Source organism: Streptomyces sp. LHD-70, assembly GCF_031157275.1.
GTDB lineage: Bacteria > Actinomycetota > Actinomycetes > Streptomycetales > Streptomycetaceae > Streptomyces.
Genome location: NZ_JAVIFW010000001.1, coordinates 765,309 through 788,441, shown reverse-complemented (window position 1 = coordinate 788,441; position 23,133 = coordinate 765,309). Strand labels below are relative to the sequence as shown.

The window sequence follows — 23,133 nt, the reverse complement described above, 5'->3', positions numbered from 1 at the left end:
CATAGACCTTCGTCTGCTCATCCTAGAGCGGTTCCGAAGAGAGTGCCCAGGGCGTACGTCACACCGGCCGCCGCACCGCCGAGCGCGAGCTGCCGCAGACCGCTGAACCACCAGGACCGCGCGGTCACCCGGGCCACCACCGCGCCGCAGGCGAAGAGGCCGAGCAGCGCGAGCACCACGGCCGGCCACAGCACACTCGCGCCGAGCAGATACGGCAGCACGGGAAGCAGCGCGCCCAGCGCGAACGCGCCGAACGACGACGCCGCGGCCACCACCGGCGAGGGCAGGTCACCGGGGTCGATGCCCAGCTCCTCGCGCGCGTGGATCTCCAGGGCCTGTTCCGGATCGTGAGACAGCTGCCGGGCCACCTCGTGCGCGAGCGCGGGCTCGACACCACGCGCCATGTACAGCTCGGCGAGCTCCTTCTCCTCGTCCTTCGGATGCTTGCGCAGCTCCCGGCGCTCGACGTCCAACTCGGCCTGGACCAGCTCGCGTTGGGAGGCGACCGAGGTGTACTCACCGGCGGCCATCGAGAACGCACCCGCGGCGAGGCCGGCGAGCCCCGTGATGACGAGGGTCTGCTGCGACACGGAACCGCCCGCGACGCCCGTCATCAACGCCAGGTTGGACACGAGCCCGTCCATCGCACCGAACACGGCGGGCCGCAGCCAGCCGCCGTTGACGTCACGGTGGGTGTGGTTGTCCCGGTGGGCCTCGTGCAGCGTGGCCTCGTTGTCGATGATCGCCATCGCCCGTGGTGCTCCTTTCCCCGTCAGCCCGGTTCCGTACGCCCGGACTCCCCTCCGGGGCCTCCCCGGGCCCCTTCACGGACTCGAAATTACGCCCGAAAAATCGCCCTCGCCAGCAAGGAAGGCCGTACTTACCGGCCCTCGCGGTAGGTCAGGAAGGCCTGGCTCACCACGGCTTCCGGGCCGGCTCGTACGACGTCGGAGGAGTGTCGAAGGGGTGACGTCGGCGGCCGTGCGCGGCGTGGAGCGCCCGGTGTGGGAAGCATCTGCCATGGCGTCGATTGCATGCGATTTCCCGGTACCCGCACCCGGCGACGCGGCAGAGCTCCGGCCCCGCGCCCGCGGCGCACTGCTCGGCCTCGCGGTCGGCGACGCGCTCGGTGCCCCCGTCGAGAACATGAAGCCCTCGGAGATCCGCCGCCGTTGGGGCCGCATCGAGGGCTTCGTCGCCGAGGACCCGGCGGGCACGGACGACACCGAGTACGCGATCTTCTCGGGCCTGCTGCTCGCCCGGCACGGCTCGGCCCTGACCGTGGCGCACGCCGAGAAGGCCTGGCACCGGTGGATCGCGGACGTCGACGAAGGCCCGTTCCGCGGCGCGGGGTTCAGCGAACGCGGCACCCTGGAGAACCTCCGCCGCGGCCTCGCCGCACCCGTCACCGCACAGCACCGGCACGCCTGGAGCGACGGGCTCGCGATGCGCGCGGCCCCCTTCGGCGTGTTCGCCGCGGGCGACCCGGCCGAGGCGGCCCGCCTGGTCGCCATCGACGGCACAGTCAGCCACGACGGCGAGGGCATCTACGGCGCGCAGGCCATCGCGGCGGGCGTCGCCGCGGCCATGGTGGGCGAGGGCCCGGCGGCCGTCATCGGGGCGGCGCTCTCGGTGATCCCCCTGGACTCCTGGACGTCCCGCTCGCTGCGCCGCGCGGTGGTGGCGGCACCGGGCGGCGACCGCGCGGTCCGCAAGGCGGTGGTGATCGGCGGCTACCCGTGGACGGACCTCGCCCCGGAGGCGGTGGGCCTCGCCTTCGGCGCGTTCGCGGCGGCCCGCGGCGACTTCCGCGAGGCAGTCCTGACCGCGGTCAACATGGGCCGCGACGCGGACACGACGGCGGCACTCGCGGGCGCACTCGCGGGCGCACACCGCACGATCACCGCCATCCCCCCGGACTGGGCCCGCACCATCGGCCCGGTCCGCGGCACCTGCCTCCCCTCGATGGCGGGCTACCACGTCCTGGACATCGCGGACTTGCTGACGCCGGAGGAGACGCCATGAGTAGCGCTGCGGGCAGCGACTCCGTACCCGCTGTGGGCAGATGTTCCGCAGGGCGGAACGGGTGGGCACAGCCCCCGGTGCCGAGTGCCTTGAAGGAGGGGTCCAACCCACGACCAGCGAGGGCAACCCCGGTCCAGGGCGCCCAACTACAGGGCCTACTACTGGGCCTCGCCGCAGGCGACGCAGCGGGCTGGCCCGCGGCCAGACACAGAGCGGCACGCATGCCGGAGTGGACGAGAAGACTGACCCGAGAACTCGACACCTTCGCCGAGCAGAACGCCACCACCACCCTCCCCGTCCCCATCGCCCTCAACCAGCCCCCCGAACCCCTCCGCCTCGGCCCCTCCGACGACGCCGAGTGGGCCGCGTACACCGCAACCGCCGTACTGGCAGCGGAAGTTGAGGGAACGGGAGACGTCCGCGCCGCCATCGACCACCACTGGCAGATCCTCGCCGCCCAGATCGCCGCGGCAGCGGACCGCGCCCCCGAGGTCGAGTCGGCGCAGATCCCGCTGCGGGCGCGGATCTCCGTACGCGCCGGGCTCGGCAATCTCGCCACCGGCCTGCGCCCGCCCGCCACCGGGCACGACAACCCGCACTTCTTCGACGACGCGGCCTGCGTACGGGCCGCCGTGCTCGCCGCCGTACACCCCGGCGATCCCCGAGCCGCCGCCGAGCTCGCCGAGTTCGACGCCCGCTACACGAACGACGGCGACGGCGTGCACGGCGCCCGGGCGATCGCCGCCGCCGTCGCCGTGGCGCTCGCGCAGCCGGAAGGACGACCCGACGTGGACGAGGTCGTCGACGCCGCCCTCGACCAGCTCCCGCACGAGACCGAGATCGGCCGCAACGCCCGCCTCGCGGTACACCTCGCCCGGCACGCCGACGAGAACGGCACCTTCGTCCTCGTACCCCTCCTGGAACACCAGATCGTGGACCACGTCTACAGCTACGGGATCGCCGCCGCCGAGACCGTGCCCGTGGCCCTCGCCCTGGCCACCGCGGCGCGCGGCAGTCTCGCCGAGGCCGTGCCCGCCGCCGCCTGCCTGTCGCGGGTCGCGGACTCGGCGCCGGCGCTCGCGGGCGCCCTGACCGGTGCGCTCGGCGGCGCAGCGGGTGTGCCGAAGAGCTGGCGGGACGCCTGCCGGACCCTGTCGGGCTGTGCGCTGCCCCGGCTCGCGGGGACCGATCTGGTGGAGCTGGGCACCGAACTGGCCGACGTGCTGTCGCGCCCCCGCCACAACTGACCGCTCCGGGTGGACACTCCGCCCCATGACCGACACAACAGACACCACACCGCAGGCGCGCAGGCCCACGCTCGACGAACGCATCACCGCGAGCCTCGTCGGCGCCGCGGTCGGCGACGCGCTCGGCGGGCCCGTCGAGGGCTGGACGCCCGAGCAGATCAGCGAGCGTCACGGCGGCCGGGTCAACGGCATCGTCGGCCCCTGGCACGGGGACGACTGGCGTACGGCCCGGCCGATCGCCCCGTACCACAAGGGCGACGGGCACATCACCGACGACACCTTGATGACCCACGCGCTGGTCCGCGTCTACGCCACGGTCCGCGACCACCTCGACGCGTACGCGGTCGCCGACCACCTCGTCCCCGACCTGATGGGCACGCCCCGCTGGATCCCCGAACTCGAGGCCGAGGCGCTGCCGCTGCAGCGGATCTTCCTCGCCGAGAAGTGGATCGTGGCCCGTCTGCACTACGCCCACGTCGACCCGCGCGAGGCCGGCACCGGCAACATCGTCAACTGCGGCGCGGCGATGTACATGGCGCCGGTCGGCCTGGTCAACGCGGCCGACCCGCGCGCCGCCTACACCGAGGCCCTGGACGTCGCGGGCGCCCACCAGTCCTCGTACGGCAGGGAGGCGGCCGGGGTGTTCGCGGCGGCGGTCGCGGCGGCCTGCGCACCCGAGGCCAGCCCCGCCTCGGTCGTGGACGCCTGCCTCCGCCTCGCCAAGGACGGCACGCGCGCCGCGATCGAGGCGGTCTGCGAAGTCGCCGTGCGCCACCAGGACTTCGAGACCGCGCTTCGCCCGCTGCGCGAGGCCGTAGCCCCCTTCGACACGGTCGGCCCCGACTACCGCGCCCCCTCGCTCGGCGCCCGCCGCCCCTCCCGGCTGCACGCCATCGAGGAACTCCCCATCGCCCTGGGCATGCTCCTTGTCGGCGCGGGCGAATACCGCCGTACGGTGCTCGGCTCCGTCAACTACGGCCGGGACTGCGACTCGATCGCCACGATGGGCGGCGCGATCGCGGGCGCCCTCGGCTCCGGACCGCCACAGGACTGGGCCAAGCAGGTCGCCGAGGCCAGCCGGCTCGACCTGCACGCTCCGGCGGAGCTGCTCGCGGCGGTGGCCCGCGAGGTGTTCGCCCGCGACCAGGAGCGCAGGGCCGCGCACGCGGACGCCTTCCAGCTGCTCGCGGGCGACCCGGCATGAGCCCGGCCACCGCGCTGCGGCTGACCTGGGTGCAGCCGGAGGACCTGCTCGGCCACGAGCTGCGCCAGGCCGCCGAGGACGGCCGGGACGCACGGGCGGTCGCGGACATCGAGCACCGCTGGCGCACGGCGGGCGGCGCCCCGGCCCCGGTCCGCGCGGGCGCCGCCACCACCCCCGCCGCCCCCGAACTGCGCCGCCTTGCCGTCCAACTCCTCGACGAGCTGGACGAGTTGGACGAGTTGGACGAGTTGGACGAGTCGACACCCCAGGACCCGTACGCCGAACCCACCGAGCTGCCCGCGATCAGGGCGCTCTGCGGCACGGTCTGGCCCTCCCCCGACCCCGTCGCCGGGGCCGACCTCGACCGGCTGCACGCCGCCTGGCTGGGCCGCGCCGTCGGGTGCCTGCTCGGCAAGCCCGTCGAGAAACTGCCCCTCACCGGCATCCGCGCCCTCGCCCGCGCCACCGGCAACTGGCCCCTCACCGGCTACTTCACAGCCCGCGGCCTGTCCCCCGCACTCGCCGCCGCCTACCCGTGGAACCGGCGCAGCGCCCCCACCTCGCTCGCCGAGAACATCGACGGCATGCCGGAGGACGACGACCTCAACTACCCCTTGCTGAACCTGGAGTTGCTACGGCGGTACGGGCCCGGCTTCACGACCCGTGACGTGGCCGCGCTCTGGCTTGACGAGCTCCCGGCGGGCCGTACGTTCACCGCCGAGCGCGTCGCGTACCGCAATCTCCTCGACGGGGTCGAACCCCCGCGCACGGCCCGGCACCGCAACCCGTTCCGCGAGTGGATCGGCGCCCTCATCCGCGCCGACGTGCACGGCCTGACCCACCCAGGCGACCCCGGCGCCGCCGCCGAGCAGGTCCACCGGGACGCGTGCCTCACGCACACCGCGAACGGCGTGTACGGCGCGATGTTCGCGGCGGCCACGATCGCCTCGGCCGCGGGCGGGACCGCCGACGTGCACAGCGCGCTGCGCGCCGGGCTCGCCGTCGTACCGCCCGGCTCCCGGCTCGCGCGGGCCGTGCGGCACGGCATCCGGCTCGCGCGTACGCACACGGCGTTCGACACGGTCGTCGACACCCTGCACGCCGCGTACGGCACCCACCACTGGGTGCACGTCGTGCCCAACGCCGCGCTGCTCGCCGCCGCGCTCACCCACGCCGACGGGGACTTCGACGGCTCGGTGACGCGGGCGGTGTCGGGCGGCTGGGACACGGACTCCAACGGCGCCACGGCGGGCTCGGTCGCGGGCCTGCTCGCGGGACACCCGGACGCGATCGACCCCCGCTGGACGGCCCCGCTCAAGAACCAACTCGCCACGTCCGTAGGCGACTTCGACGGAATCGGCTTCGACGAGCTCGCCCAACTCACGTACGCCCGTTGTGGGCAATCATCCCGCTCCCCCCGTTGTGGGCAATCGTTCCGCAGGGCGGAACGGGTGGGCACAACGCCACCGCGCCGAGTGCGCTGAACGACAAGTCCCGGCCCGCACACACGCCAAGGACCACCTGCATGCACCCTCAGCCCGCACCCCTCGAACCCCTCCGCGTCCTCGACCTCGCCACCCTCTTCGCCGGCCCCCTCGCCGCCACCATGCTCGGCGACTTCGGCGCCGAAGTGATCAAGGTGGAGCACCCCCGCCGCCCCGACCCCTCCCGCGGCCACGGCCCCGCCAAGGACGGCGTCGGCCTCTGGTGGAAGCTGCTCGGCCGCAACAAGCGCACCGTCACCCTCGACCTCTCCACCGACGGCGGCCGCGCCACCCTCCTTCGCCTCGCCGCCACCGCGGACGTCGTGATCGAGAACTTCCGCCCCGGCACTCTGGAGCGCTGGGGCCTCGGCTGGGACGAACTCAGCGCCGCCAACGAGCAGTTGGTGCTCGCCCGCGTCACCGGGTTCGGCCAGTTCGGCCCGTACTCGCACCGCCCCGGCTTCGGCACCCTCGCCGAGGCGATGAGCGGCTTCGCGGCGATCACCGGTGAGCCGGAAGGCCCGCCCACACTGCCCCCGTTCGGCCTCGCCGACTCCATCGCCGGTCTGGCCACCGCGTACGCGATCATGACGGCGCTGGCCGCGCGCACCGCCACCGGCCGGGGCCAGGTCGTCGACATGGCGATCATCGAGCCGATCCTCACGGTCCTCGGCCCGCAGCCGCTCTGGTACGACCAGCTCGGCTTCGTCCAGCCGCGCACCGGCAACCGCTCCACCAACAACGCGCCCCGCAACACCTACCGCACCGCCGACGACCGCTGGGTGGCCGTCTCCACCTCCGCGCAGTCCATCGCGGAGCGCGTGCTGCACCTCGTCGGCCGGCCCGACCTGATCGACGAGCCCTGGTTCGCGACCGGCACGGACCGCGCCGCGCACGCCGACGTCCTGGACGCGGCCGTCGGCGACTGGATCGCCCAGCGCACCCGCGACGAGGTCATCGCCGCCTTCGAGAAGGCCGAGGCCGCGATCGCCCCGATCCACGACGTACGGGACGTCCTCGCCGATCCGCAGTACGCGGCCCTCGACTCCGTCACGACGGTCGACGATCCCGAACTCGGCGCGATCCGTATGCAGAACGTCCTCTTCCGCCTCTCCTCGACGCCGGGTGCGATCCGCTGGGCGGGCCGCCCGCACGGCGCGGACACCGACACCGTCCTGGCCGAACTCGGCCTCGGCGACGAGGAGATCACCGACCTACGAAAGACCGGCGCCGTATGACCACCGACGCGATGTACACCGACGCGCTGAACACCGCCCCCGCACCAGCCCTCACCTGGCTGTACGCACCCGGCGACCGCCCCACGACCGTCGCCAAGGCGCTCGCCTCCGGCGCGCACGCCGTCGTCGTCGACCTCGAGGACGCGGTCGCCCCCGAGCGCAAGGAGTACGCCCGCTCCGCCACCGCCGAGCTACTCACCGCCCACCACCCGGTGCCGGTGCACGTCCGCGTCAACGCGCTGGACGGCCCGTACGCCGGGGCCGATCTGCTCGCCCTCACCGGACTGCCGGGCCTCGCGGGCCTGCGGCTGCCGAAGGTCACGGACCCCCACCAGGTGGTCCGGGTCGCCGAACTCACGGACTCCCTGCCGCTGTTCGCCCTGCTCGAATCGGCCCTCGCCATCGAGCGCGCGTACACCCTCGCCACCGCGCACCCCGCCCTGCGCGGCCTCACCCTGGGTGAGGCGGATCTCCGGGCCGACCTGGGCGCGAGCGACTCCGGCCTGGACTGGGTCCGCTCCCGTGTGGTCTGCGCGAGCCGCGCTGCGGGGCTCGCTCCCCCGACCCAGTCCGTCTACCCGGACATCCGCGACGTGGACGGCCTCGCCGCGTCCTGCGCCCATGGCCGCGCCCTCGGCTTCCTCGGCCGCGCGGCGATCCACCCGCGCCAGCTGCCGGTGATCGAGCGGGCCTACCTGCCGGATCCGGCGGAGGTCGCGGCGGCGGAGGAGATCGTCAAGGCGGCGGAGTCGGAAGGGGGTGGCGCACTGGCCCTCCCCGACGGCCGTTTCGTGGACGCGGCGGTGGTGGCGGCGGCGCGGCGGACCTTGTCCTTGAGCGAGCGGGCCACCCGCACGTAGGGAAGCTCTCCTCAATCGCCGGAGGGGCTGAGTTTCAGCCCCTCCGGCGATTGAGGAGCGGGGTCCGGGGCGGAGCCCCGAGGCTCCGCAGCCACGCGGCGCCAGCCGCATATCGACACAGCCGGGAAGGGGCGGGGAGGGGAAAGAAACCCTCAGACCCGCTTGGCGGTACTGGGCCCGTCGGCCCCGTCGGACTCCTCGGACTCCTCGGACTCCTCGGACTCCTCAGAGCCCTTGTCCGAAGACGTGCCGGAACCCTCCGAGGACGGCGCGTCCTCGGGATCCCCGGGCTCGACGACCTCCTCCCGCCCCGGCCGCAGCCGACCCGACACCACGATGTAGATCACCGCGAGCAGGAAGACCAGGATCGACGTCCACACATTGAGCCGCAGCCCGAGCACGTCGTCCATCTGGACGTCGTCCACGCGCATGTACTCGATCCAGCCGCGGCCCGCGCAGTAAGCGGCGACGTACAGGGCGAAGGCCCGGCCGTGGCCCATCTTGAAGCGGCGGTCGGCCCAGATGACCAGGACCGCGACGCCGATGCACCACAGCGACTCGTACAGGAACGTCGGGTGGTACGTGCCCGGCACCCGGCCGCCGTCGGCGCGGGTGATCTCCAGGGCCCACGGCAGGTCCGTGGCACGGCCGTACAGCTCCTGGTTGAACCAGTTGCCCCAGCGGCCGATGGCCTGGGCGAAGGCGATGCCGGGGGCGACGGCGTCGGCGTACGCGGGGAGCGGGATGCCGCGGCGGCGGCAGCCGATCCAGGCGCCGAGCGCGCCGAGCGCGATGGCGCCCCAGATACCGAGGCCGCCCTCCCAGATCTTGAGGGCGTCGACGGGGTTGCGGCCCTCGCTGAAGTACAGCTCGTAGTCCGTGATGACGTGGTAGAGCCGTCCGCCGACGAGGCCGAAGGGCACCGCCCACACGGCGATGTCCGCGACCGTCCCGGCACGGCCGCCGCGGGCGATCCACCGGCGGCCGCCGAGCCAGACGGCCACGAAGACGCCGATGATGATGCAGAACGCGTATCCGCGCAGGGGGATGCCGAAGGGGACGATCTCACCCTTGGCCGGGCTGGGAATGAAGGCAAGGAGTTCCATGGCGGGGTCGACGCTACCGTGCCGGGCGGGATGCACGGCAATCCGCCCGGCCTAACGGCTCCATAACGGGCCCGGCCCGCGCGCGACCCCTACTTGTTGGCCGCCTCCACCAACTGCTTGAGCCTGGCGGGCGTCAGCGGGTTCTGCTGGTCGCCGAAGATGTCCTTGCCGTCGAGCTGGACGGTGGGCGTGCCCCGGAAGCCGGCCTTCTGGAAGGCCTCGTTGGAGCGGGCCACCCAGCTGTCGTGCTTGCCGTCGTTCACACAGCTCTCGAACGCGGGGGTGTTCAGGCCCTGGACCTTCCCGGCGAGTTCGAGGAGCTTGCTGTTCTTCGCGAACGCGTCGTCGGTTTCCTGCGGCTGGTTCTGGAACAGCACGTCGTGGTACGCCGTGAACTTCCCGGAGTCCTGGGCGCAGGCCGCGGCGTTGGCGGCGCGGACGGAGCCCTCACCGCCCATGTTTCCGTCGATGATCGTGGCAAGGTGGTACTCGACCTTGAGCTGGCCCTTGTCGACCAGCTCGTGGATCGTCTTGCGGTACATGTTTTCGAACTGGGCGCACGCCGGGCAGCGGAAGTCCTCCCAGATCGTGAGGGTCGACTTGGCGCTCTCCCGGCCGACCGGGATGGCCAGGCTGTCCTTGCCCATCGCCCCCTTCGGGGCCACGACCGGGCCCGCGCTCTCCTTCTCGTCCTTGCCTGCGTTGGCGGCGATCACACCGACGACGGCGGCCAGGCCCAGGACTCCCACCACGGCCGCGGCGACGATCAGTGTGCGGCGGCGCCGCTCCTGCGCCTTCTGCTTCTCGCGCTCGATCGCCAGCCGCTCGCGGGCGGTGCGCTTTCCCTCACGGTTCTTCTCGCTCACACCCCGCAAACGAACCGGGGAGGCATGAGCATGCCTCCCCGGTCCCAGGTCCACCCGTACGAGCGATGAGCCCGCCGAGCCGTTCCCATCGGGCTCTCTACGCCTCGCGCACCCCGCTGCGCACGCCTTGTGCGAGGTCGGCGGCGAGCACCCGCACCGCGTCGAGGCCGGCGGCCTCGTCCGGGGCGTCGAGCATGGCCTTCACGAAGGCGGAGCCGACGATCACGCCGTCCGCGAAGCCCGCGACCTCGGCGGCCTGCCGGGCGTTGGAGACGCCGAGGCCGACGCAGACCGGCAGGTCCGTGGAGGCCGCCAGGCGGGTGCGCCGCACCAGGTCGGCGGCCTGTGAGCCGACGGACTCACGGGTGCCGGTGACGCCCATGAGCGAGGCCGCGTACACGAAGCCGGAGCCGGCCGCGGTGATGGTGGCCAGGCGGGCGTCCTTGCTGCTGGGCGCGACGACGAAGACGGTGCCGAGACCGTGCTTGTCCGCGTGCTCGCGCCACAGTCCGGACTCCTCGACGGGCAGGTCGGGCAGGATGCACCCGGCGCCGCCCGCCTCGGCCAGCTCGGCGGTGAACCGCTCGACGCCGTAGCGGTCGATGGGGTTCCAGTACGTCATGACGAGGATCGGCTTGCCGGTCGCGGCGTGCGCCTCGCGGACCGTGCGGATGACGTCCTTGATCTTGACGCCGCCGCGCAGGGCGATGTCGTCGGCGGTCTGGATGACCGGGCCGTCGAGCACCGGGTCGCTGTGCGGAAGGCCGACCTCCACGACGTCGGCGCCGGACTCCAGGACCGCCTTGGCGGCCGCGATGCCGCCCTCGACGGTCGGGAACCCGGCCGGCAGGTAGGCGACGAGCGCGGCCCGGCCCTCCGCCTTGGCGGCGGCGAGGGTCTCGCTCAACAGCCTTACGTTCCCGCTCACTTGGCGTCCCCCTCGATCTCGGCGGTGTCGGCGGCGTCGGCCGCGACCTCGGCGTCGGTGCCCTCGTCGTACAGGCCGAAGTAGCGGGCGGCCGTGTCCATGTCCTTGTCGCCGCGGCCGGACAGGTTGACGACGATCAGGCCGTCCTTGCCCAGCTCCTTGCCGACCTCCAGCGCACCGGCCAGGGCGTGGGCGCTCTCGATCGCCGGGATGATGCCCTCGGTGCGGGAGAGCAACCGCAGCGCCTGCATCGCGGCGTCGTCGGTCACGGCCCGGTACTCGCCGCGGCCGCTGTCCTTGAGGTAGGCGTGCTCCGGGCCGATGCCCGGGTAGTCGAGCCCGGCGGAGATCGAGTAGGGCTCGGTGATCTGGCCCTCCTCGTCCTGCAGGACGTACGACCGCGAGCCGTGCAGGATGCCCGGCTCGCCCGCGGTCAGGGTGGCCGCGTGCTCACCGGTCTCGACGCCGTGCCCGGCGGGCTCGCAGCCGATCAGGCGTACGTCGGAATCGGGGATGAAGGCGTGGAACAGGCCGATGGCGTTGGAGCCGCCGCCGACGCAGGCGACGGCCGCGTCGGGCAGGCGGCCCGCCTGCTCCAGGATCTGGCGGCGGGCCTCGACGCCGATGACGCGGTGGAAGTCGCGGACCATCGCCGGGAAGGGGTGCGGGCCTGCGACGGTGCCGAAGAGGTAGTGCGTCCGGTCGACGTTGGCGACCCAGTCGCGGAACGCCTCGTTGATGGCGTCCTTGAGCGTGCGGCTGCCGGACTTCACGGCGACGACCTCGGCGCCGAGCATCCGCATCCGGGCGACGTTGAGCGCCTGGCGCTGGGTGTCGATCTCGCCCATGTAGATGGTGCAGTCGAGGCCGAAGAGGGCGCAGGCGGTGGCCGTGGCGACGCCGTGCTGACCGGCGCCGGTCTCGGCGATGACCCGGGTCTTGCCCATCCGCTTGGTCAGCAGGGCCTGGCCGAGCACATTGTTGATCTTGTGCGAGCCGGTGTGGTTGAGGTCCTCGCGCTTGAGGAACACCCGTGCGCCACCGGCGTGTTCGGCGAACCGCGGCACTTCGGTGAGCGAGCTGGGGCGCCCGGTGTAGTGCGCGAGCAGATCGTCGAGCTCGCGCGCGAACTCGGGGTCCTGCTTCGCCTTGTCGTACTCGACGGCGACCTCGTCGACGGCGGCGACGAGCGCCTCCGGAATGAACTTCCCGCCGAAGGCGCCGAAGTAGCCCTGCGGCGTGGGGACTTGGCCGTCCGGATCGGGAATGAAGAACTGACTGGACATGTGCGGCATGCTCCTCGTGGGTACGCAAGATAAGCCCGTCCTGGGGCACCTCCCAGCGGTGGCTGGGGGAACTTGAGGACGAGCCGTTCAGGCGATCAAGGGGGTCTGGGGGGCTTGCCCCAGTTACGGGAAGGGGCGGGGCTGGGGAAGAAGGACCGCCGCCCCGCGCCATCGCATCCCGTTGACCTGACCGGGCTCGGAGCCGATCACGTACCGCACCCGGCGCCCGTGCACCCGCCGCGCGGGCGCCCGGCAGCCGCGGGGGCGGCAACCGGGTGCGAGGCGGGCGGCGATGGGCATGGGAGGGGGCTCAGCTCCGTCCGTGCCGCAGCGCGGGGTGCGCGCCCGCGGCCACGAGGTCCACCACGGCGGCCTTGGGGTCCTTGCCCGTCACGAGCGACTCGCCCACGAGGACCGCGTCCGCGCCGTCGTTGGCGTACGCGATCAGGTCGTGCGGGCCGCGCACGCCGGACTCGGCGATCCGCACGATGTGCGGCGGGATCTCCGGGGCGACGCGGGTGAAGGTCGAGCGGTCGACCTTCAGGGTCTTCAGGTCGCGCGCGTTCACGCCGATGATCTTCGCGCCCGCGTCCACCGCCCGCTCGACCTCCTCCTCGTCGTGCACCTCGACGATCGGCGTGAGCCCGATGGACTCGGCCCGCTCGATGAGGGAGACGAGGGCCTCCTGGTCGAGGGCGGCGACGATCAGCAGGACGAGGTCGGCGCCGTACGCCCGGGCCTCCCACAGCTGGTACGCCGTGACGATGAAGTCCTTGCGCAGGATGGGGATGTCGACCTTGGCGCGGACGGCCTCCAGGTCGGCGAGCGAGCCGCCGAAGCGGCGCTGCTCGGTGAGGACGGAGATGACGGCGGCGCCGCCCGCCTCGTAGTCGGCGGCGAGTCCGGCCGGGTCGGCGATCGCGGCGAGCGCGCCCTTGGACGGGCTGGAGCGCTTGACCTCGCAGATCACCTTGACGCCGTCGCCGCGCAGGGCGGCCACTCCGTCCTTGGCCCGGGGTGCCTTCGCCGCCCGCTCCTTGAGCTCGTCGAGGCTGACGCGCGCCTGCCGTTCGGCGAGGTCCTCACGCACGCCTTCGATGATCTCGTCGAGCACACTCACGCGAGCGGCCCCCTTCCCTGACGGCTAAGCGAGCTGACTGCACCGGATCCCGCGGATCCGATGGGGAACTGTCCCACCGGAGTGTTTGCGCCAGGGGCGCATTCCGGTAGGCACTGTGATGGTATCCGGACACCGGCGCAGGATCCGCATCCGGTGGACGGCGGTCCCACTACCTGGACGTTCGCCACGGGGAGTGACCGGTTCCGGGCGGCGGTCACGGCGCCAGCCAGGCGCCGAAGGGCAGGTTGCGTACGACGCTGAAGACCGCGAGGACCGCGCCTATCGTCCACAGCTGCGCGGAGCTCGGACTCAGCCGCCAGGCGCGCCCGCGGGCCGACGCGACGGTCCACGCCACCCAGCCGACGGCGAAGACCACGAAGCCCACCACGGCCGCCGCGTTGGCGCCGAGCGCGGTGAGGAAGTCGCCGGTGATGAACGCGTGCGCGCTGCGCAGGCCGCCGCAGCCGGGGCAGAGGATCCCGGTGAGCGCGAGCAGCGGGCAGGTCGGGTAGTGACCGGGTTCGTTGGGGTCGACCGAGCCGACGTACGCGAAGGCCGCGGCGACCGAGCCGAGCACGGCGACGGGCATGAGTAGCCGCTTGGCGACGGCGCGCGGGCGCATGTCGGGCGCGGGCGCCATCGCGTACGGGCCGTTCGGGCCGCCGGGCGCCGGCTGCCGCGGTGGGTGCGGGGCCGACTGCCGCGGCGGGTGCGGGGCCGGCTGCCGCGGTGGGTGCGGGGCTGCGGTGTGTTCTGCGGTCACCCCCGCATTCTGCCCTGCCGCCGAGTCCCGCGCCCGGGGGCGGCCGCGTAAGGAACGGGACTTGTGGCCGGCCGCCTCGGGGCCTTCGGCCCGGTCGCGGGCGGGCGCCGCGGGGGCATCGTGGAGGTGCGTCGCCGTCGCCCGGGGGCGGGCCCTGTCTTCCGGGCGGCGGCGCGCTGTGCGTCCGTACGGGCGCCTGAGCGGATGTCGGTGGACGGACGGGTCCGCGGACGGAAGGCGAGAAGGGGCGGAACCGGTTCTCCCGGTTCCGCCCCTTCTCGTACGTGTCTCGCGCCGTGCGGAGAACTCAGCTCTCGGCGCTGACGACCACGTGGTGCGCGGTCTTCGGCTGGCCCATGCCCGCGGCGCGCATGGCCATGCCGACCACACCGCCCAGGCCGACGACGATCAGGCCGCCCCAGAAGCCCAGCGGCTGGTTCAACACCATGAACGCACCGGAGATGCAGAAGCCGATGAACGCGATGATGACGCCGGTCCAGGCGGCCGGGGTGTGTCCGTGGCTCGTGCCCGCCATGAGTTGCTCCTCGTGTGCTGAAAGTCGAACGCTCTGACCCATTGTATGGACCGCCGCGGCACTACTCCCGTCCAGCCCCTGAACCGTGGGGTACCTCACCCGGCCGGTGCGGCCTGATCCGCAGAGATCGGGGAGACGGGCCCTAGTTCGTGGGGTCCTCGCCGCGGTCCAGGGCCTTCCACAGGTCCTCGGGGCGGTCCGGGTCGGTTCTGCTGGGCTTGCCGTGGCCCGTGCCCCGCTCGTACTTGCCGGACATCGCGGGCCAGCTCCCGCCGAAGCGCAGGGCGAGCACCCCGGCCAGCAGCAGGAGGAGGCCGCCGGCCGCGGCCACGAACGGCCAGGGCGTGAAGCGGACGGCGTCGATCGCGGCGCCGGCCTGGCCGCTGGCCGTCGCCGCCTTCTCGTCCAGGGCGGCGGAGTCCTGCGCGCCGAGCAGGGCCGCCGCGATCGTGCCCGCGCCGCTGAGGGCGAGCAGGGCCGAGACCAGGACGCGGCCGGTGCGGCGGACCGCGAAGACGGCGACGAGTGCGGCGAGGCCCACTATGGCGAGCGCGGCGGGCACGCCCGTCACATCGCTGCCCTTGGCGACCTGGTGCAGGGCACCGCCCGCCGTGGCGGCGTCACCCTCGGCCCAGGTCTGCCGGGAGGCGAGCAGGGCGACCGCTGCGCCGAGCGCGCCGAGCAGCAGGGCCGCGGCGAGGCTGCGCCTCCCGGCGGGCGCCTTGGTCCGCCGGGATTCTGCGCGGGGCTGGGGTACGGCTGCGGAAGTCACGCGTTCCACTATCCCTCACGGCCTCCGCGATCACTCAGGCGGTTGGCGCTGTGCACCGCGCGCAGCACCGCCGCCGCCTTGTTCCGGCATTCGGTGTCCTCGGCGACCGGGTCGGAGTCCGCGACGACACCCGCTCCTGCCTGGACGTACGCCGTGCCGTCGCGGAGCAGGGCCGTACGGATGGCGATGGCGGTGTCGGAGTCGCCCGCGAAGTCGAGGTATCCCACACAGCCGCCGTAGAGGCCGCGCCGGGAGGGCTCCAGCTCATCGATGATCTGCATCGCGCGGGGCTTGGGGGCGCCGGAGAGGGTGCCCGCGGGGAAGCAGGCCGTCAGGACGTCGAACGCGGTGTGGCCGTCGGCGACCTGGCCCGTGACCGTCGAGACGATGTGCATCACGTGTGAGTACTTCTCGATCGACATGAAGTCGACGACCTCGACGGAGCCGGGGGTGCAGACCCGCCCCAGGTCGTTGCGCCCCAGGTCGACCAGCATCAGGTGCTCGGCGCGCTCCTTGGGGTCGGCGAGGAGTTCCTCGGCGAGCGCCTGGTCCCGCTGCGGGGTGGCGCCGCGCGGCCGGGTGCCGGCGATGGGGTGCAGCATCGCCCGGCCGTCCTCGACCTTGACGAGGGCCTCGGGCGAGGAGCCCACGACGTCGAAGCCGTCGAACCGGAAGAGGTACATGTACGGCGAGGGGTTGGTGGCGCGCAGGACGCGGTAGACGTCCAACGCGCTTGCCGGACAAGGGGTTTCGAAGCGCTGCGAGGGCACGACCTGAAAGGCCTCGCCGGCTCTGATGCGCTCCTTGATGTCCTCGACGGCGTCCTGGTACTCGACGCCGCCCCACAGGGCCGTGAACTCGGGCAGCGCGGCGTCCGGCAGCGAGGAGGGGTGCTGCGCGACGGGCCGGGCGAGGTCGGCCTCCATGGCGTCGAGGCGGGCGACCGCGTCCGCGTAGGCCTCGTCGACGCCGGTGTCGAGGTCGTTGTGGTTGATGGCGTTGGCGATGAGCAGGACCGAGCCGTCCCAGTGGTCGAGGACCGCCAGGTCGCTGGTGAGGAGCATGGTCAGCTCGGGCAGCTTCAGGTCGTCGCGCTCGCCGGGGCCGATCTTCTCCAGGCGGCGCACGACGTCGTACCCGAGATAGCCGACCATGCCGCCGGTGAACGGGGGCATGCCGTTGTCGTGCAGGTCGCGCGGGGTGTGCAGGGCCTCGACCGTGGCGCGCAGGGCCTTCAGCGGGTCGCCCTCGGTGGGGACGCCGACGGGGGCGCCGCCCAGCCAGTGCGCCTGGCCGTCGCGCTCGGTGAGGGTGGCGGAGCTGCGCACGCCGACGAAGGAGTACCGGGACCAGGATCTGCCGTTCTCCGCGGATTCGAGGAGGAACGTGCCGGGGCGCTCGGCGGCGAGCTTGCGGTACAGGCCGACCGGGGTGTCGCCGTCGGCCAGGAGTTTGCGGCTCACCGGGATGACGCGGCGGTCGGCGGCGAGCTTGCGGAAGGTGTCGAGATCCATGCGATCCATGTCGGCCGACCCTACTGACCGGCGGTGCCGGGCTGTTCCACCGGCGTGCTGACGGGCAGCACATCGGCGTCGAAGCAGGTGCGGGCGCCGGTGTGGCAGGCGGCGCCGACCTGGTCGACCTGGACGAGGACGGTGTCGGCGTCGCAGTCGAGCGCCACGGACTTCACGTGCTGGAAGTGGCCGGAGGTGTCGCCCTTCACCCAGTACTCCCCGCGGCTGCGGGACCAGTAGGTGCAGCGGCCGGTGGTGAGCGTGCGATGCAGCGCCTCGTCGTCCATCCAACCGAGCATCAGCACTTCGCCGGTGTCGTACTGCTGGGCGATCGCGGGCACGAGACCGTCGGCGCTGCGCTTGAGGCGGGCGGCGATGGCGGGGTCGAGGTTGCTGCTCATGGGCCCATTGTGCCGGGTGACGCGGAGGGGGCGGCGCGGTCGTCCACAGGGTGAACCCCGCAGTCATACGAATGCCCGGCCCCTGTGGAAACGAGGGGGCGCCGTCCGGCGCGCGGGCTTAGCCTTGCAGCATGTCGACCCATGCCAAGCGTGAACGGCTGCTCCTGGCGGACCTGTTGGAGGCGGCGGGCCCGGAGGCTCCCACCCTGTGCGAGGGCTGGACCGCCCGGGACCTGGCGGCCCATGTGGTGGTGCGCGAGCGGCGTGCCGACGCCGCGGGCGGCCTCCTCGTCAAGGCCCTGGCCGGCCGCCTGGAGCGGGTGATGGCGGAGTTCACGGAGAAGCCGTACGAGGAGCTGATCCAGCTGATCCGCACGGGCCCGCCGCGGTTCTCGCCGTACGCCCTGAAGCAGCTGGACGAGGCGGCGAACGCGGTGGAGTTCTATGTGCACGCCGAGGATGTGCGCCGGGCGCAGGAGGACTGGAGTCCGCGGGAGCTCGACCCGGTGTTCGCGGACGCGCTGTGGTCGCGCCTCGAGAAGATGGCCCGGGTCCTTGGCAGACAGTCGCCGACGGGTCTGGTGCTGCGGCGCCCGGACGGTCGTACGGCGGTGGCGCACCGCGGTACTCCGGTGGTGACGGTCACCGGGGAGCCGGGTGAGCTGACGATGTTCCTCTTCGGCCGGCAGGACCACGCGCGCGTGGAGCTCGACGGCGACAAGGAGGCCATCCAACTCCTGCACGGCGCCCAGCAGTTGGGGCTCTGAGGCCTCGCAGGACCCCTGCTCACCAGCGCACGGGCAGGGTCCGTACGCCGCGCATCAGGAGACCGGGCACCCACGGCAGTGCGGCCTCGTCCGCGTCGAGGGTGAGGCCGGGGCAGCGCTCCAGGAGGGCGCCGACGGCGATGCGGCCTTCGAGGCGGGCGAGCGGGGCGCCGAGGCAGTAGTGCAGGCCGTGGCCGAAGGCGATGTGGCCGCGGGCGTCCCGGCGGATGTTGAAGCGGTCGGGTGCGGCGAAGCGCGCCGGGTCGCGGTCGGCGTCGGCGAGGGCGACGAGGACGGAGACGCCGGCCGGGACGACGGTGTCGCCGATGTGCACGGGCTCGGTCGTCCAGCGGGGCAGGGCGGTCTCGACGGGACCGTCGTAGCGCAGCATCTCCTCGACAGCGCCGTCGAGCAGCCCGTCGGGGTCTGCGCGCAGGAGCTCCAGCTGGTCGGGGTGGGCGAAGAGGGCGCGCACTCCGTTGCCGATGAGGTTGACGGTGGTCTCGTGGCCGGCGATGAGCAGCAGCACGGCCATGCCGATCAGCTCGTCGCCGGAGAGCCGGTCGCCGCCTTCGTCGACGGTGTGGGCCAGCGCGCTGAGCAGGTCGTCACCGGGATGTTCGCGTTTGGCGGCGGTGAGTCCGCGCAGGTAGTCGACCACGTTGCGGTAGGCGGCGCCCAGCAGTTCCTGGTCGGTGGGCGCGACCATCTCGTTGGACCAGGCGCGGAAGGCGTCCCGGTCGGCTTCGGGGACGCCGAGGAGTTCGCAGATGACGGTCATCGGCAGCGGGTAGGCGAGGGCGGCGATCAGGTCGGCGCCGCGGGCACCGTCGGCGAGCATCGCGTCGAGGAGTGCGTCGGTGATCCGCTGGACGCGCGGGGCGAGAGCGGCGATCCGGCGTGGGCTGAATTCGCGGGCGACGAGCTTCCGCAGCCGGGTGTGGTCGGGGGCGTCGCGCAGCAGCATGTGGGTGAGGGCCGGGCTGTCGGCGCCGTCCTTCCCGAAGGGGTGCAGCGCCGGGTCGACCTTGCGCAGGTCGCGGGTGAGCCGCGGGTCGACGAGCGCGGCCCGGCAGGCCTCGTGCCCGACCACGATCCACAGTTCCTCGCCCTCCGGGGTCCGTACGTGGTGGACGGGACCCTCGGCGCGCAGCGCCGCGTACACGGGGTAGGGGTCGCGGACGAAGTCGGGGCCGAGTTCCTTGAGATCCAGTACGGGGGCCGATGACATGACGCTCCTCAGGGGACGTACGGCTCGTCTCGCTCGGACGCTACCCGCGCGGCGGCCCGCGCGCCGCTCTCTTTCGGCCGGGTCCGAAGGTTGTTCGGTGGGGCGAACTGGCTTGTTCTGGCGGGGAGTCCAGGCATGCCAAGCTGCCGGCCATGACGACGACTCCTGCTTCGCATACTCCCTCGACTCCGAATTCGACCCCCTGGACCATCGCCGTGCTCGGTCCCGGCGGGGTCGGCGGCCTCGTCGCCGGGCTGCTCGCCCGGGACGGGCACCGTGTGATCTGTCTGGCGCGCGAGGAGACCGCCGCCGTCCTCGCCGAGCGGGGCGTGACCGTGCGCAGCGGCACGTTCGGGGACTTCACCGCGCGCGTGGAGGCGGACACCGAACTGCGGGAGCCTGTCGACGCGTTGATCGTCGCGCCGAAGGAGACCGGCCTGCGGTCGGCGCTGGAGCGGGTGCCGCGCGAGGCCCTCGGCGCGGGCCTCGCCGTGCCCCTCCTGAACGGCTTCGAGCACGTCGACGTGTTGCGTGGGCGCTACCCGGCCGAGCAGGTCGTACCGGGCACGATCCGGGTCGAGTCCACGCGGGTGGGGCCCGGGGTGATCGAGCACGGCGGGCTCAACGCCCGGATCGAGCTGGCCAGTTCGACCGCGCCGCACGCGCGCGTGGAGGCGTTCGCCGAGGTGCTGCGCGGGGCCGGGCAGCAGGTGGACGTGTTGGCGGACGAGACAGCGATGCTGTGGGGCAAGCTGTCGTTCCTGCTGCCGATGGCGCTGCTCTCGACGCGGTACGGGGTGCCGGTCGGCGAGGTGCGTACGGTGCACCGGGACCGGATGCTGGCCGTGATCGGGGAGTTCGCCGAGGTGGCCGCGGCGCAGGGGGCACCCCTCGACGTACCGGCGCCCCGCGTGGTGCACGGCATCGCCCTGCGGGCTCGTCCTCACACGCCGGACGGGCTGGAATTGATCCTGAAACGCCGCAGGGGCTATCCATCAGCCCGTCCGGCGTTTGAGGACGAGCGCCTCAGCGCGATACGGGGTCCGGGGCAGAGCCCCGGGACGGGGAGCCGGGGACCTACCGAACCGGATGCCCCGCCGACCGCAAGGACTCCTTGACCTCGCCGATCCGCAGGTCCCCGAAGTGGAAGACCGACGCCGCGAGGACCGCGTCCGCGCCCGCTGCGACCGCGGGCGGGAAGTGGTCGAGGCGGCCCGCGCCGCCGGAGGCGATGACGGGGACCGTGACGTGCTTGCGTACGGCCTCGATCATCTCGATGTCGTAGCCGTCCTTCGTGCCGTCCGCGTCCATGGAGTTGAGCAGGATCTCGCCCGCGCCCAACTCGGCGGCCCGGTGGGCCCATTCGATCGCGTCGATGCCGGCGGACTTGCGGCCGCCGTGCGTCGTCACCTCGAAGGAACCCGATTCCGTGCGGCGGGCGTCGACCGACAGGACGAGCACCTGGCGGCCGAAGCGCTCGGCGATCTCGCGGATGAGGTCGGGGCGGGCGATGGCCGCGGTGTTCACGCCGACCTTGTCCGCGCCCGCGCGCAGGAGCTTGTCGACGTCCTCGGCGGTGCGGACGCCGCCGCCCACGGTGAGCGGGATGAAGACCTGCTCGGCGGTGCGGCGGACCACGTCGTACGTCGTCTCGCGGTTGCCGGAGGACGCGGTGATGTCCAGGAACGTCAACTCGTCGGCGCCCTCGGCGTCGTACACCTTGGCCATCTCGACGGGGTCGCCCGCGTCGCGCAGGTTCTGGAAGTTGACGCCCTTGACGACCCGGCCGTTGTCCACGTCCAGGCAGGGGATGACTCGGACCGCCAGGGTCATGACTGATCGGGCTCCTCGTACGGGTCCCGGGCGCCGCCCAGGAAAGCTTCCATTTCCACTTCGACCAGGATGCGCGGGTCGACGAAGCCGCTGACGACCATCATCGTCATGACCGGGCGCACGGAGTCGAAGACCTCCCGGTGTGCCCGCCCCGCCTCGTCGACGTCCCGCGCATGGGTCAGGAGCAGCCGCGTACGCACCACCGACTCGGCGCCGATGCCGAACTCCCCGATCGCGTCGAGGGCGTTGGCGATGGCGACGCGCGTCTGCTCGTACGGGTCGCCCTCGCCGTACAGGACCATCCCCTTGAAGGAGGTGGTGCCGCCGACCACGACCCGGTCGCCCGCCGCTACGGCGCGCGCGAAGCCGAAGGCCTCTTCCCAGGGGCTGCCGCTCTGCACGCGTCGTACGTCGCTCATGAGGACACGGCCTCCAGGGCCTCTTCCAGGGTGAAGGCCTTGGCGTACAGGGCCTTGCCGACGATGGAGCCCTCCACGCCGAGCGGCACGAGCTCCGCGATGGCACGCAGGTCGTCGAGCGAGGACACGCCACCCGACGCGACCACCGGGCGGTCCGTCGCGGCGCAGACATTGCGCAGCAGCTCCAGGTTGGGGCCCTGCAGCGTGCCGTCCTTGGCGATGTCGGTGACGACGTACCGCGCGCAGCCCTCGGAGTTGAGGCGCTCCAGGGTCTCGTAGAGGTCGCCTCCGTCACGGGTCCAGCCGCGGCCGCGCAGCGTCGTGCCGCGCACGTCCAGGCCGACCGCGATCTTGTCGCCGTGCTCGGCGATGACCTTGGCGACCCACTCGGGGGTCTCCAGGGCGGCGGTGCCGAGGTTGACGCGGGTGCAGCCGGTGGCGAGCGCGGCCGCGAGGGACGCGTCGTCGCGGATGCCGCCGGACAGCTCGACCTTGATGTCCATGGCCCCGGCGACCTCGGAGATCAGGGCGCGGTTGTCGCCGGTGCCGAACGCGGCGTCCAGGTCGACGAGGTGCAGCCACTCGGCGCCGGAGTTCTGCCAGGCGAGGGCCGCCTCCAGCGGGGAGCCGTAGGACGTCTCGGTGCCGGACTCGCCGTGCACGAGGCGGACGGCCTGGCCGTCGCGGACGTCGACGGCGGGCAGGAGTTCAAGCTTGTTCACAGTCGTCACAGTACGGAGATCCAGTTCTTCAGCAGCTGCGCTCCGGCGTCGCCGGACTTCTCGGGGTGGAACTGCGTCGCCCACAGCGCGCCGTTCTCGACGGCCGCCACGAACTTCTCGCCGTGCGTGGACCAGGTGACGAGCGGGGAGCGCATCGCCGGGTTGGCGGTCTCAAGGGTCCAGTCGTGGACGGCGTACGAGTGCACGAAGTAGTAACGCTCGTCCGGCGAGAGGCCGTTGAACAGCTCGGAGCCCTCGGGGGCCTCGACGGTGTTCCAGCCCATGTGCGGGACGACGTCCGCTTTGAGGGGGCCGACCGTGCCGGGCCACTCGTCCAGGCCCTCGGCCTCGACGCCGTGCTCGATGCCCCGCTCGAAGAGGATCTGCATGCCGACGCAGATGCCCATCACGGGACGTCCGCCGGACAGGCGCCGGTCGACGATCCAGTCGCCGCGCGCCTCCTTGAGGCCCTGCATGCAGGCGGAGAAGGCGCCGACGCCGGGCACGAGCAGGCCGTCGGCGTTCATGGCCTTGTCGAAGTCACGGGTGATCTCGACGTCGGCCCCGGCGCGGGCGAGGGCCCGCTCGGCGGAGCGGACGTTGCCGAAGCCGTAGTCGAAGACGACAACTTTCTTCTCAGTCATGTCAGTTCCAGTAGTCGAGCCGCAGGACGCCCGCGACCAGGCACATGGCGGCGCCGATCGAGAGGAGCGTGACGAGGCTCTTGCCCATTCCCTGCTTGACGAACGAGTAGACGCCGCCGAGCAGGAAGAGGCCGACGACGATGAGGACGGTCGAAAGGCCGTTCATGG

At 72.8% G+C, this 23,133-nt stretch carries 26 protein-coding genes; 8 read left to right on the top strand and 18 right to left on the bottom strand.

Features of this window, described 5'->3' with window-relative positions; translation table 11 throughout:
• Positions 1-17 precede the first annotated feature (17 nt).
• Positions 18-749, bottom strand: coding sequence for a VIT1/CCC1 transporter family protein (locus RCO28_RS03550; RefSeq protein ID WP_308939410.1), 732 nt, complete (start codon positions 747-749; stop codon positions 18-20).
• A 271-nt stretch (positions 750-1,020) separates the two neighbouring features.
• On the opposite strand from RCO28_RS03550, the gene RCO28_RS03545 reads away from it, so the two are divergent.
• Genes RCO28_RS03545 through RCO28_RS03520 form a run of 6 tightly spaced genes read left to right on the top strand, consistent with a single transcriptional unit; the run spans position 1,021 to position 8,058 of the window.
• The gene (locus RCO28_RS03545) at positions 1,021-2,025 is read left to right on the top strand and encodes an ADP-ribosylglycohydrolase family protein (protein ID WP_308939409.1); all 1,005 of its coding nucleotides are present in this window, start codon (positions 1,021-1,023) and stop codon (positions 2,023-2,025) included.
• Positions 2,022-3,272 carry an ADP-ribosylglycohydrolase family protein gene (locus tag RCO28_RS03540; RefSeq protein ID WP_308939408.1) on the top strand — a complete coding sequence of 417 codons (1,251 nt, stop codon included), beginning with the start codon at positions 2,022-2,024 and terminating at the stop codon, positions 3,270-3,272. The genes RCO28_RS03545 and RCO28_RS03540 overlap by 4 nt, the downstream gene beginning before the upstream one ends.
• A gap of 25 nt (positions 3,273-3,297) precedes the next feature.
• The gene (locus tag RCO28_RS03535) at positions 3,298-4,476 is read left to right on the top strand and encodes an ADP-ribosylglycohydrolase family protein (protein ID WP_308939407.1); all 1,179 of its coding nucleotides are present in this window, start codon (positions 3,298-3,300) and stop codon (positions 4,474-4,476) included.
• The gene (locus tag RCO28_RS03530; protein WP_308939406.1) at positions 4,473-5,960 is read left to right on the top strand and encodes an ADP-ribosylglycohydrolase family protein; all 1,488 of its coding nucleotides are present in this window, start codon (positions 4,473-4,475) and stop codon (positions 5,958-5,960) included. Before RCO28_RS03535 ends, RCO28_RS03530 begins: the two co-directional genes overlap by 4 nt.
• Positions 5,961-6,001: 41 nt before the next feature.
• Complete coding sequence (locus RCO28_RS03525) at positions 6,002-7,198, top strand: CoA transferase (protein WP_308939405.1); 1,197 nt, start codon at positions 6,002-6,004, stop codon at positions 7,196-7,198.
• Positions 7,195-8,058, top strand: a complete 864-nt coding sequence (locus RCO28_RS03520) for a CoA ester lyase (RefSeq protein WP_308939404.1) — start codon at positions 7,195-7,197, stop codon at positions 8,056-8,058. Before RCO28_RS03525 ends, RCO28_RS03520 begins: the two co-directional genes overlap by 4 nt.
• Positions 8,059-8,210: 152 nt before the next feature.
• On the opposite strand, the gene lgt is transcribed toward RCO28_RS03520, so the two are convergent.
• The 11 genes from lgt to hisI form a co-directional block, all read right to left on the bottom strand.
• Positions 8,211-9,164, bottom strand: coding sequence for a prolipoprotein diacylglyceryl transferase (gene lgt, locus RCO28_RS03515; RefSeq protein ID WP_308939403.1), 954 nt, complete (start codon positions 9,162-9,164; stop codon positions 8,211-8,213).
• Between the two features lie 89 nt (positions 9,165-9,253).
• A complete protein-coding gene (locus tag RCO28_RS03510; RefSeq protein WP_308939402.1) occupies positions 9,254-10,030 on the bottom strand; it encodes a thioredoxin domain-containing protein in 777 nt (258 codons plus the stop codon).
• Positions 10,031-10,127: 97 nt separating this feature from the next.
• Positions 10,128-10,958: a tryptophan synthase subunit alpha gene (gene trpA / locus RCO28_RS03505; RefSeq protein WP_308939401.1), complete on the bottom strand. Its 831-nt coding sequence runs from the start codon at positions 10,956-10,958 to the stop codon at positions 10,128-10,130.
• Entirely contained in the window at positions 10,955-12,244 is a 1,290-nt protein-coding gene (trpB, locus tag RCO28_RS03500) for a tryptophan synthase subunit beta (protein ID WP_308939400.1), read from the bottom strand. The genes trpA and trpB overlap by 4 nt, the downstream gene beginning before the upstream one ends.
• Positions 12,245-12,367: 123 nt before the next feature.
• Complete coding sequence (gene trpM, locus RCO28_RS39300; RefSeq protein ID WP_374991084.1) at positions 12,368-12,544, bottom strand: tryptophan biosynthesis modulator TrpM; 177 nt, start codon at positions 12,542-12,544, stop codon at positions 12,368-12,370.
• A gap of 10 nt (positions 12,545-12,554) precedes the next feature.
• Positions 12,555-13,364, bottom strand: a complete 810-nt coding sequence (trpC, locus tag RCO28_RS03495; RefSeq protein ID WP_308939399.1) for an indole-3-glycerol phosphate synthase TrpC — start codon at positions 13,362-13,364, stop codon at positions 12,555-12,557.
• Positions 13,365-13,578: 214 nt separating this feature from the next.
• The gene (locus RCO28_RS03490) at positions 13,579-14,127 is read right to left on the bottom strand and encodes a DUF2752 domain-containing protein (RefSeq protein ID WP_374991083.1); all 549 of its coding nucleotides are present in this window, start codon (positions 14,125-14,127) and stop codon (positions 13,579-13,581) included.
• A gap of 307 nt (positions 14,128-14,434) precedes the next feature.
• Positions 14,435-14,662 carry an HGxxPAAW family protein gene (locus RCO28_RS03485; protein ID WP_308939398.1) on the bottom strand — a complete coding sequence of 76 codons (228 nt, stop codon included), beginning with the start codon at positions 14,660-14,662 and terminating at the stop codon, positions 14,435-14,437.
• Between the two features lie 142 nt (positions 14,663-14,804).
• The gene (locus RCO28_RS03480) at positions 14,805-15,443 is read right to left on the bottom strand and encodes a TIGR02234 family membrane protein (protein ID WP_308939397.1); all 639 of its coding nucleotides are present in this window, start codon (positions 15,441-15,443) and stop codon (positions 14,805-14,807) included.
• The gene (locus RCO28_RS03475) at positions 15,443-16,948 is read right to left on the bottom strand and encodes an anthranilate synthase component I (protein WP_308939691.1); all 1,506 of its coding nucleotides are present in this window, start codon (positions 16,946-16,948) and stop codon (positions 15,443-15,445) included. The genes RCO28_RS03480 and RCO28_RS03475 overlap by 1 nt, the downstream gene beginning before the upstream one ends.
• Positions 16,949-16,968: 20 nt before the next feature.
• On the bottom strand, positions 16,969-17,349 hold the full coding sequence (gene hisI, locus RCO28_RS03470) for a phosphoribosyl-AMP cyclohydrolase (RefSeq protein WP_308939396.1): 381 nt from the start codon (positions 17,347-17,349) through the stop codon (positions 16,969-16,971).
• 131 nt (positions 17,350-17,480) lie between these two features.
• Between hisI and RCO28_RS03465 the strand changes: the two genes are divergently transcribed.
• Entirely contained in the window at positions 17,481-18,116 is a 636-nt protein-coding gene (locus tag RCO28_RS03465) for a TIGR03085 family metal-binding protein (protein WP_308939395.1), read from the top strand.
• 19 nt (positions 18,117-18,135) lie between these two features.
• On the opposite strand, the gene RCO28_RS03460 is transcribed toward RCO28_RS03465, so the two are convergent.
• Entirely contained in the window at positions 18,136-19,347 is a 1,212-nt protein-coding gene (locus tag RCO28_RS03460; protein WP_308939394.1) for a cytochrome P450, read from the bottom strand.
• Between the two features lie 152 nt (positions 19,348-19,499).
• Between RCO28_RS03460 and RCO28_RS03455 the strand changes: the two genes are divergently transcribed.
• Positions 19,500-20,465 (top strand): 2-dehydropantoate 2-reductase N-terminal domain-containing protein, encoded by a 966-nt coding sequence (locus RCO28_RS03455; RefSeq protein WP_308939393.1) that lies wholly within the window; start codon positions 19,500-19,502, stop codon positions 20,463-20,465.
• Here RCO28_RS03455 and hisF read toward each other — a convergent pair.
• From hisF to RCO28_RS03430, 5 genes are read right to left on the bottom strand one after another with little or no spacing between them, the layout of a single operon-like run.
• Complete coding sequence (gene hisF, locus RCO28_RS03450; RefSeq protein ID WP_308939392.1) at positions 20,425-21,180, bottom strand: imidazole glycerol phosphate synthase subunit HisF; 756 nt, start codon at positions 21,178-21,180, stop codon at positions 20,425-20,427. The two genes, RCO28_RS03455 and hisF, sit on opposite strands and share 41 nt — an antisense overlap.
• Entirely contained in the window at positions 21,177-21,599 is a 423-nt protein-coding gene (locus RCO28_RS03445) for a RidA family protein (RefSeq protein ID WP_308939391.1), read from the bottom strand. The genes hisF and RCO28_RS03445 overlap by 4 nt, the downstream gene beginning before the upstream one ends.
• Entirely contained in the window at positions 21,596-22,321 is a 726-nt protein-coding gene (priA, locus tag RCO28_RS03440; RefSeq protein ID WP_308939390.1) for a bifunctional 1-(5-phosphoribosyl)-5-((5-phosphoribosylamino)methylideneamino)imidazole-4-carboxamide isomerase/phosphoribosylanthranilate isomerase PriA, read from the bottom strand. The genes RCO28_RS03445 and priA overlap by 4 nt, the downstream gene beginning before the upstream one ends.
• A gap of 5 nt (positions 22,322-22,326) precedes the next feature.
• On the bottom strand, positions 22,327-22,965 hold the full coding sequence (hisH, locus tag RCO28_RS03435; RefSeq protein ID WP_308939389.1) for an imidazole glycerol phosphate synthase subunit HisH: 639 nt from the start codon (positions 22,963-22,965) through the stop codon (positions 22,327-22,329).
• Between the two features lies 1 nt (position 22,966).
• Complete coding sequence (locus tag RCO28_RS03430) at positions 22,967-23,131, bottom strand: hypothetical protein (RefSeq protein ID WP_308939388.1); 165 nt, start codon at positions 23,129-23,131, stop codon at positions 22,967-22,969.
• Positions 23,132-23,133 lie beyond the last annotated feature (2 nt).